This is a genomic window from Kaistella sp. (assembly GCF_049588135.1).
GTDB lineage: Bacteria > Bacteroidota > Bacteroidia > Flavobacteriales > Weeksellaceae > Kaistella.
Genome location: NZ_JBAVFG010000137.1, coordinates 1 through 9,450, shown reverse-complemented (window position 1 = coordinate 9,450; position 9,450 = coordinate 1). Strand labels below are relative to the sequence as shown.

The 9,450-nt window shown below is 34.2% G+C and carries 11 protein-coding genes; 4 read left to right on the top strand and 7 right to left on the bottom strand.

Going from position 1 to position 9,450, the window contains the following annotated elements:
• Window positions 1-179: 179 nt before the first annotated feature.
• The 3 genes from WBY99_RS08080 to WBY99_RS08070 are packed head-to-tail and all read right to left on the bottom strand — an operon-like array spanning window position 180 to window position 1,807.
• Entirely contained in the window at window positions 180-692 is a 513-nt protein-coding gene (locus WBY99_RS08080; RefSeq protein WP_423975824.1) for a hypothetical protein, read from the bottom strand.
• Between the two features lie 9 nt (window positions 693-701).
• Window positions 702-1,244 carry a hypothetical protein gene (locus WBY99_RS08075; protein WP_423975823.1) on the bottom strand — a complete coding sequence of 181 codons (543 nt, stop codon included), beginning with the start codon at window positions 1,242-1,244 and terminating at the stop codon, window positions 702-704.
• An 11-nt stretch (window positions 1,245-1,255) separates the two neighbouring features.
• On the bottom strand, window positions 1,256-1,807 hold the full coding sequence (locus tag WBY99_RS08070; protein ID WP_423975822.1) for an RNA polymerase sigma factor: 552 nt from the start codon (window positions 1,805-1,807) through the stop codon (window positions 1,256-1,258).
• A gap of 105 nt (window positions 1,808-1,912) precedes the next feature.
• Between WBY99_RS08070 and WBY99_RS08065 the strand changes: the two genes are divergently transcribed.
• From WBY99_RS08065 to WBY99_RS08050, 4 genes are all read left to right on the top strand, one after another.
• The gene (locus WBY99_RS08065; protein ID WP_423975821.1) at window positions 1,913-2,665 is read left to right on the top strand and encodes a Rossmann-like and DUF2520 domain-containing protein; all 753 of its coding nucleotides are present in this window, start codon (window positions 1,913-1,915) and stop codon (window positions 2,663-2,665) included.
• Entirely contained in the window at window positions 2,655-3,173 is a 519-nt protein-coding gene (locus tag WBY99_RS08060; protein ID WP_423975820.1) for a KdsC family phosphatase, read from the top strand. The genes WBY99_RS08065 and WBY99_RS08060 overlap by 11 nt, the downstream gene beginning before the upstream one ends.
• A 21-nt stretch (window positions 3,174-3,194) precedes the next feature.
• Window positions 3,195-3,764: a Maf family nucleotide pyrophosphatase gene (locus WBY99_RS08055; protein WP_423975819.1), complete on the top strand. Its 570-nt coding sequence runs from the start codon at window positions 3,195-3,197 to the stop codon at window positions 3,762-3,764.
• Window positions 3,765-3,841: 77 nt separating this feature from the next.
• On the top strand, window positions 3,842-6,406 hold the full coding sequence (locus WBY99_RS08050) for a tetratricopeptide repeat protein (RefSeq protein ID WP_423975818.1): 2,565 nt from the start codon (window positions 3,842-3,844) through the stop codon (window positions 6,404-6,406).
• Window positions 6,407-6,425: 19 nt separating this feature from the next.
• On the opposite strand, the gene tsaB is transcribed toward WBY99_RS08050, so the two are convergent.
• The 4 genes from tsaB to WBY99_RS08030 form a co-directional block, all read right to left on the bottom strand.
• Complete coding sequence (gene tsaB / locus WBY99_RS08045; protein ID WP_423975817.1) at window positions 6,426-7,106, bottom strand: tRNA (adenosine(37)-N6)-threonylcarbamoyltransferase complex dimerization subunit type 1 TsaB; 681 nt, start codon at window positions 7,104-7,106, stop codon at window positions 6,426-6,428.
• 83 nt (window positions 7,107-7,189) lie between these two features.
• The gene (locus tag WBY99_RS08040; RefSeq protein WP_423975816.1) at window positions 7,190-7,942 is read right to left on the bottom strand and encodes an SDR family NAD(P)-dependent oxidoreductase; all 753 of its coding nucleotides are present in this window, start codon (window positions 7,940-7,942) and stop codon (window positions 7,190-7,192) included.
• 51 nt (window positions 7,943-7,993) lie between these two features.
• Window positions 7,994-8,365 carry a YraN family protein gene (locus WBY99_RS08035; RefSeq protein ID WP_423975815.1) on the bottom strand — a complete coding sequence of 124 codons (372 nt, stop codon included), beginning with the start codon at window positions 8,363-8,365 and terminating at the stop codon, window positions 7,994-7,996.
• A 40-nt stretch (window positions 8,366-8,405) separates the two neighbouring features.
• The gene (locus tag WBY99_RS08030) at window positions 8,406-9,335 is read right to left on the bottom strand and encodes a S66 peptidase family protein (protein WP_423975814.1); all 930 of its coding nucleotides are present in this window, start codon (window positions 9,333-9,335) and stop codon (window positions 8,406-8,408) included.
• Window positions 9,336-9,450: the final 115 nt, after the last annotated feature.

The window sequence follows — 9,450 nt, the reverse complement described above, 5'->3', positions numbered from 1 at the left end:
AATTAAGTTTAATGATTTCTTTTTTTTGTCCAAAAACAAATAGAGGTAGAAGAAAAAGTATAAGTATTCTTATCATGGGGAGTTATTTTCTGTGGTGAAAATAAGAAATTTCGCAAGAATTAAGAACGACCTCTACAAAAATCTGCAGAGGTCACTCGAACATTAAAAAAAATAAACTATTATGGTCGTTTTTTCTGTGGGCTAGGGCTTTGATGCTTGTCTTGTTTTTTATCTAAAATCTTGTTGCGCATTTTGCCTTCTGTTTGATACATTTGTAGAACCTGTTGCGGGGAAATTACTTTCATGAATTTTTGCGCATAATTTCTTCTATTGTCGAGCAATTGTTGCCCGACTTCGAAACTTTGATCGAGCTGTCTTACCGCCTCTTCGCTGCTCATATTTTCGTAATCTTCATTAGCCGTGAACTTTGATTTTATGTCGTTTTGTTTGTCTTGATATTGGCTATAAATATTTTTAAATTCTGGTTGACTATTTTCTGGAACTGCTAATTCGGCGATAATCATTTTCTCACGAAATTCCTTCAAAAGTAACTTTCTCTCCTCAGGGTTCATTTTATTAATCACTTCTTTTCGTTGCTCAGGCTTCATGTTTTTCCAGTCATAATTTTGTTGTTGCGCAAAACTCAATTGTACTGCCAAGATCAGAATTATTACTGCTGCTATTTTTTTCATACTGTTTTATTAATTATACAAATCCAAATAAATGTCTTGTTCTGTATTTTTCCCTACATCAGCCAATTCAGCAGAAGTAAAACTTGCAAGAATCTGATCGACTTGCATTTCAGGATTGTGCAATGTCTTTTGTTTATTTTGATTAGCAAAACTTGCGCTCCCTTTCATCGACATAGAATTCGATTCTGTATTAACTTTCTGATGAGCTTGGGCTACAGAAGTTAAATCGTTTTCTAAAACTTGCAATGCAACCGCTTCTTCTGTTTGGCGCTTATCAGTTGATAATGTGTAATTTACAAGCTCATTGCCCCTCGAAGCGTTTTGACCAATCAATTGAGATTCTACTGGAAGTTCTGAATCAGTAAAAACAGCCACTCCGATAAAAAGTGCAATGGCAGCCGCTGCTCCGTACACCCAATTTAATTTTATTATTCTTCCTTGTGATACAGGAATAGTTCCTTGCAACACCTTGTTTTGCACGTCCTCAAAAAAACCATCTGGTGTTTTGAAAACATTTTCTCGTTTTAATTTTTCGATATCAAACTCTTTCATTCTAAAGGTTCTTATTCTGTGTAATTCTGTTTAATATATTCCTCTACCTTTTGTTTCGCATAATGATAATTGGTCTTTAAAGTTCCGACCGACATCTCCAAAATCTGCGAGATTTCTTCGTAAGGCAAATCGTCATAATACCTCATATTGAAAACCAATTTCTGTTTCTCAGGCAAAGAATTAATTGCTTTTTGCAATAAAATCTGAATTTCATCGGCATCTGGTTGCACGTTGTCTGCTACTAAATTTTGCAAATGATTGGTAGAATCCTCATCAGCTTTCTGCATTTTCTTCAACTTATTCAATTGTTGCAGTGATTCATTGGTTGCAATTCGGTACAGCCACGTGTATAATTGACTTTCCTGCTTGAACTGGTGAAAATTTTGATACGCCTTAATAAACGTGTCCTGCAAAATATCCTGTGACAAATCATGATCTACAACAAATCTTCTAATATGCCAATATAACCTGCTCTGATAAGCATCCATCATCAGGCGAACACCTTTTTCACGGGATTTGTCGCTTGACATCAACTCGATAATTTCGGCTTCCTGGATCTTCATTGAGATGCTTTCGTTGTTTGGATGGTAAATATATTTAAAAGTTAAATTTAACGCTTCAATTTTTAGTCCAAACCAAAATAAGTATCTTTGTTTATATTTCTTTTTATGAAGATTGTCATCATCGGTTCGGGAAATGTTGCTTACCATTTAGCCAAGGCATTTCAAGAAAATAAAATTTCGGTTTCCCAGCTTTTTGGACGAAACGAAAACGATTTAAAATTCATTTCCGATCAATTACAAATTCCATTTTCCACCAGTTATTTAGACGATGCTGATTTGTATTTTATCTGTGTCAGCGACAGTTCTATCGGTGAGGTTTCAAAAATGATTAACAAAGAAAATTGTTTGGTAGCACATACTTCAGGTTCTTTACCAAAAGAAATTTTAGAAGGAAATTACCGAAAAGCCAGTTTTTATCCGTTGCAAACTTTTTCGAAATCGAAAGATCTCAACTATGCTGAAATTCCTTTTTTCATTGAAGCAGAAAATAATCAGGATTTAGAATTGTTGAAAAAACTTGCCTTAAATATTTCAAAAAAAGTAATGACTTCAACTTATGAAAAGAGAAAATATATTCACCTTACCGCAGTTTTTGCGTGTAATTTTGTGAACCATCTTTTTGCAAGAGCCAAAGAGATTTCAGATTCGCAAGAAATTCCGTTTGACTATTTTTTACCTTTAATTAAAGAAACCACCGAGAAAATTGAAATTTTAGAACCTAAATTAGCACAAACCGGTCCTGCAGTAAGAAATGACGAACGGGTTTTGAAACTTCATGAAGAATTAATTTCAGATGAAGAACAGTTGAAAATTTATAAAATAATGAATGAATCGATAAAGAAAATGTATGAGTTATAAATCGAATTTAAAAAACATAAAAGCCTTTGTATTTGACGTTGATGGTGTTTTTACTGATGGAAGCGTTTACCTGATGCCCGATGGAAGCATGTGTCGCGTAATGAATGTGCTCGATGGTTATGCTGTAGTGAAAGCCAGAAAGTACAATTTTCCGATTTGTGTAATTACCGGTGGCGATGATCCGATGGTAAGAAACAGAATTAACTATCTGGGAATTACAGATTATTATGCTAAAATTGGCAATAAACTGGAAAAATTTGAAGAATTCAAAACCAAGTACAATTTACAAAATGAAGAAATTCTAACGATGGGCGATGATCTGCCTGATATGGGAATGATGAAAATTTCTGGAATTTCTGCCTGTCCAGAAAATTCAGTACCCGAAATTAAATTAATATCAGATTATATTTCGCCGATTCAGGGTGGGAAAGGAGCGGTGCGAGATGTCATCGAACAAGTGATGAAAGTTCAAGGAAAATGGTTAGAAGATGATACAAAAAGTACTTAATTAATTGATTTCAAAATTGATATGAAAATATTATTAGCCTCAAATTCACCACGTAGAAAAGAATTATTAAAAGAGTTAGGTTTCGATTTTGAAGTCGTTTCTGTAGATTGCGATGAAGTTTATCCGTCTGATTTAGAAGTCGATAAAATCGCGGCTTATCTTTCAGAATTAAAATCAAATGCATTTCGATCTTTAAAGGAAGGGGAGTTATTAATCACTGCAGACACGATTGTTGCGCTCAATCAGGAAATTTTGGGAAAACCAAAAGATGAATTTCATGCCAAAGAAATGTTGCAGAAACTTTCGGAGAAAACGCATCAGGTCTATACAGGAATTACGTTGAAAACTTTAAAAAAAACCATTACCAGAACCGATGTTGCGAATGTAGAATTTGATGACATTAATAATGAAGAGTTAGATTTTTATATTAAAAAATACAAACCCTTTGATAAAGCCGGAAGCTACGGAATACAAGAATGGTTGGGAATGGCAAAAATCAAAAACATCCAAGGAAGTTTCTACACGATTATGGGATTACCAACCCATTTGGTGTATTCTCTTTTAAAAGATTTCGAACAAGCATCTTCCTAAAACAAAAAATCATTATTTTTACAAAATTAACAGGTGTTTTAATAATAAAATACTGATTTGAAAGTTATTATCTGATAATGAAAAAAACGATACTTTTCCTTTTAGCAATCTCGGTTTTTAATTCGTGTTCTACTCGAAAAAAGACAAATGATTCTACATTTATGAAAGGATTTTTCTCTTACTACAATACGCTCTATAACAGTAAAGATGCGTTGGAAACGGAATTGAAAAATAGAGATAAAGCTCATAAAGACAATTTCTATGCTCCTTATATTCAGTTATTGACTTATGATGAGCAACCTCTTGGAACTAATTTTCAAGCGAATTCTGGTGGGATGTTTGGAGATGATCCAATGGAATCTAGTACAAGATCATCATCACCAAATAGAAGTCAAAATTCCTTTGCTCCATCTTCTCCGCCGGGAGGTTCATCGGCATCTCACGGTAATTTTGGGCAAAATTCTGGATTGAAAAAAGGTGCTTCTATCTTAGAAATTTCAGAAGCTAAAGCATTGAAAGCCATCTCAAAATATTCGGTAATGAAGGGCGGCGAGGAGAAAAATAAAAAAATGTTCGATGCTTATATTTTGCTGGCGCAATCTAGATTATACAGAAACAAAGCATTAGAAGCATTAGACGGATTGAACGTTGTTTTTGCCAATATGGGAAAAGATAAGAGAATTCCTCTCGCACAAATTTATCAAGCGCAGGCGTATTCTAAAATGGAAGATTATCACCGAGCAGAAGAGGTTTTCGCAGATTTGAAAAAAAGCAAAATCAAGAAAGAATACCGCAAACTTCTAGAAATTTATTATTCTGAAATGTTATTGCAATCGGGTAAAAAACAAGATGCAGTTAACGAACTTGATGATGCCTACGTTGTTAATAAGAACCGGAAATTAAGAAGTAGAATCGCTTTCTTACGCGGGCAAGTTTTATCAGAACTTGGTAGAAATGAGGAAGCTAGAGAAAGTTTCGCTTTAGCATATAAAAATGCGAATGATTTTGAATTTGAAGTAAAATCTCAAATTGAAATTGCAAAAACCTTTAACGGAAAAGATGATGATTACGAAGGAGCAAAATCTTATTTAGAAAAAATAAGTAAAAAAGGAACCTATGCTTCCCGTAAAAATGAGTTCTATTATGCGTTGGGTTTGATGGCAAATAAAGCCGGGAAAAAAGAAGAAGCTAAAGCATTTTTTGCACAGTCACTGAAAGAAAAAATTTCTGATCCGCAAGTTCGTGGATTGACTTATTATGAAATTGGAAAAGCCTATTTTGAAAAGAGCGATTATCTTTCTGCTGGTGCTTTTTACGACTCTTCATTGGCGGTAATGACCTATCAACCTTCAAAAATTCTTTTGGAAGCACAATCGGCGAACATTAAGAAAGTTTCTGCAAATTATTATTTAATCAAAAAGAATGACAGTATTTTGGCTTTAACCAAAATGCCTGAAGAAGAAAGAATTGCTTATTTCAATAAACTCATTGAAGGCATAAAAACCAAAGAAGCACGTGAAGAATTAGAGCGAAAAAAAGCGGAAAGAAGCAAAGGTTTTGATACTGGAGACTATTCGGCAAACTCTCCTTTCGCAGGAAATACAGGTGGATTTCAGGATTTTGGAAATACCAAAGGAGGATTTTATTTCGCCAATCTTGGTACGGTTGCAAAAGGAGAATCTTCTTTTAAACAAATCTGGGGAAACCGTTCATTAAATGACAACTGGCGGACTTTGGTGAAGAGTTCTTCCATTGAAGATCTGAAAAATGAAGCGATGGGAATTACAAGCGCGCCAGATCCCAGAAGGCTAGAACCGAGTTTTTATATTGAGAAAATCCCTACCAAAACTGCAGATATTTTAGCTTTGAAAAAAGCCAGAGATACCGCTAGTTTGGGATTAGGAAGAATGTACGAAACCTATTTTTCTGATACGCCGCTTGCCACAAAAACCCTCTATGATTTAGTGGATACACAACCAGAAGAAGATATTAAATTACAAGCATTATATCAGATTTTTGCTTTCAATTATGAGAAAACACCAAGTGCTGCCGACAGAGCAAAACAAATGATTTTAACAGAATATCCTTATACTTCTTACGCAGAATTTGTACGAAATCCTAAAAATAATTCTTTCTCACAATCAGATGAGGAAGTAGAAAAATTATATGCTCAAGCTTTTGATTTGTATGATAAGGAAAAGTATGATGAAAGCAAAACCTTAATCGATGTTGCGCTGGAAAAATATCCAAAAGATGCGTTGGTTCCTAAATTTTCTTTGTTAAACGCTTTTAATAGTGGAAAAACTGCTGGCAAAGAAATCATGATTTTACAATTAGAACAAATTGCATTAAACTATGCTAAAACACCAGAAGGTGAAAAAGCAAGAGAAATGCTGAAGTATCTGAAAAGTGATTTAGAAGTCGAAAAATTGGATGATCAAGGCAATACAATTAGTACAAACCAGCCAGCAGCTACTGTCGAAGATTCTAATCAGTCTTTAGATTCCGAAAACACAGTGCCACCAATTCGACCAAATTTTAACAGCCAATCTGAGCAGCCTGGATCACCCAAAGCAAATGGAATGCAGCCAAATATAATGAAAGTGAAAAGTGCAAGACTGCCCGCAGAGAGCTTAAAATAAATGAAACAAAAAGCGAAGATTATTCTTCGCTTTTTTTCTTTTTCACTCCTTGGAAATCTTTCAGATAAAAGGGTTCGAAATAGGCTACATCTTCGAAATCTTTTTTATCGAATTTTTCGACTGCTTTTTTTATTAAGTATTTTGCCGACGGATAAACAGTTTCATCAAAATCTGCGTTTGGAAGTTGAAGAATCTCTTTTGCTTTTTTAGCGCCATCTCCTACGAACAAAATCTTTTTATCTTGATATTCCTGACAAGAGTTTTCATCTAATATTTTTGCTTCGGTTTCAGTAATCATTTCGCCTGAATTACCATCGAAAACGGCTGAATAAACTTCCATTCTTCTGGCATCAATTAATGGAATAATAAAGTCATACCCTTTGTTTAAAAACGGCTCTATCATCGTTTCTAAAGAATTGATGGCAATTAATGGAATACCAAGTCCATAACAAAAACCTTTTGCCGAAGAAGCGCCGATTCGAAGTCCTGTATAAGAACCTGGACCTTTTCCCAAACTCACAGCATCTAAATCTTTCAGTGAGATTTTTGCACCTTCTAAAGCCCATTCAACGAAAGTGTGCAAACTTTCGGATTGTTTATAATTTTCTGAAATTTCTTCGCACAAACATAGCAATTCTAAACCATCAGAAATAGCGACAGAACAATTTTTGGAGGAAGTTTCGATGTGGAGGATTTTCATTTTTTTAATGTGATAATTTGAAAATGTGCTGATGAGATAATTTTCACAAAGATATTATCACATTTTCTGATTACCTAATTATCTCATGGTTTTCTATAAATCGTTCTCGGCTCACTTTGAGCACTCGGGTAAATTGCTAAATCAGAAATCATAACATGCTTTGGTACAGCAATACAATACGAAATCGCATCAGCAATATCTTCGGGTTTCAAAGGTTCATAACCTTGATAAACTGTTTTTGCACGATTTTCGTCACCTTTAAATCTTATTTTAGAAAAATCGGTTTCTACAGATCCAGGTTGAATATTGGTGACTTTAATTCCAAATTCGGTTAATTCTAAACGCATTCCATCTGAAATCACATCAACTGCTTTTTTTGATGCACAATATACTACACCATTGGCATACGTTTGTCTCGCTGCCACAGAAGAAATATTTACGATATGTCCAGTGTTTCTTTCTTTCATTCCGGGCATAACCATTTTCGAAACGTATAAAAGTCCTTTAACATTACCGTCAATCATCATATCTAAATCATCAATACTGGCATCGATTAGTGATTCTAAACCGTGTGCATTTCCTGCATTATTAATGAGAATATCGATGTTTTTCCAATCGACAGGTATTGAATTGAAAGCAGTTTCAACTTCATTAAAATACCGTTGATCAAAGTTTAAACTAAAAATTTCGGTATGAGCAGAAAGTTCTGTTTTTAGTTGATCTAAAACTTCAGTTCTTCGCCCGCAAAGAATCAATCGGAATCCTTCTTTTGCAAGTCGTTTTGCGGTAGCTTTTCCGATTCCGGAAGTGGCTCCAGTGATGAGTGCTGTTTTCATATTTTTTTCTATTAAAGTCCCTCTCTTTTGGAGAGGGATTTAGGGTGAGGATTAATTGGCATCGAAGATCTGGAAAGCGTCTTCGATATGGTTGATTATTAATTTGCCTTTTTCATCGGGAAGAACGGTGATAATATCAAAACGAACTTCTTTATCGATATTTTTTTCTTTCATGAAAAAATCGGCGCATAACACAATCGATTTTATTTTCTTCTTCGTAACGGCTTCTTGCGGGTCAATCAGCGTATTATAACTTCTGGCTTTTACTTCAACAATTACGATTTGATTTTCAAATTCGGTTACAATATCGATTTCGGCTTTTTGAAAATGGAAATTCCTTGCCAAAATTTTATAGTTTTTTTGGGCTAAAAAATCAGTTGCTAAATCTTCTGCGAGATTTCCGAAATCGTTATGTTCTGCCATGCTTTAAAGATTCTAGGTTTAAAGTTGAATAGTCAAAGTTTTAAAAAATAACGCTTACTTTATTCTCAACCTCCATCTTAATTTTTGCTCCAATAATCAATGGACGATTATCAAAAATATGTCCGTTCGGAAAACCAAAAAGGGTAGGGAAGTTGCACTTTTCTAATCTCTGTGAAATAAGTTGATAAGCAAATTCATCGAAACTTTCTTCGTAGTTTTTGTTGTCTTTTTCATCGCCCATATTGGTCATTCCGCCGATAACTAAGCCTTTAATTTTTCTGAAAACACCGGCTAAATCAAGCGACATCAACATTCGATCTAAAGCGTAATAATTTTCGCCAATGTCTTCTATGAAAAGAATTTTATCTTTAAAATCGAAAGAATAAGGCGTTCCGAGCAGTGCATAAATTAAAGCCAAATTTCCACCAATTAATTGACCTTCAACCGTTCCTTTTTTATTGAAAGGATTGCTTTCTAAAATGTAATTTGGTTTCTTTCCTTTTAAAATATCGAAAATCAAATCATAACTTTCATCAGTAACTCCAAAACTTGATGTTTTAATGGTTTGTCCATGAATAGAAGCGAAATTATTCTTCAATAAATAGCTCTGAATCGCGGTGTTATCGGAATAACCAATATACCATTTCGGGTTTTTCTTGAATTTTGAAAGTTGTAAATGTCTTAATAAATGTTGGCAACCGTAACCGCCTCTGGAAGCCCAAATAGCAGAAATATCTTCATTATTAAAAGCCCAGTTCAAATCAGAAATTCTCTCTTTTTCGGTTCCTGCGTAATTGTAACCGTTTGAAAATTTGGCATAAAGATGTTTGCCTAAAACGGGTTCAAAACCATTTTGCCTAATCATTTCCAAACCCTTTTCTAATTGCTTTTCTTCAACCGATCCAGCGGGAGAAACAATAGCGATTTGCTCTCCTTTTTTTAAAGATTTGGGTAGAAGTATTTCTTTCATTTCTGAATGATTTTTTGTTCTGTTTTTTCGGCTTCTTCTAATTTTTTATCAAATTGATTGAATTTTTTGAAACTTTGTAAGAAGATAAAAATACTGAAAGCGACCAAAACATAAC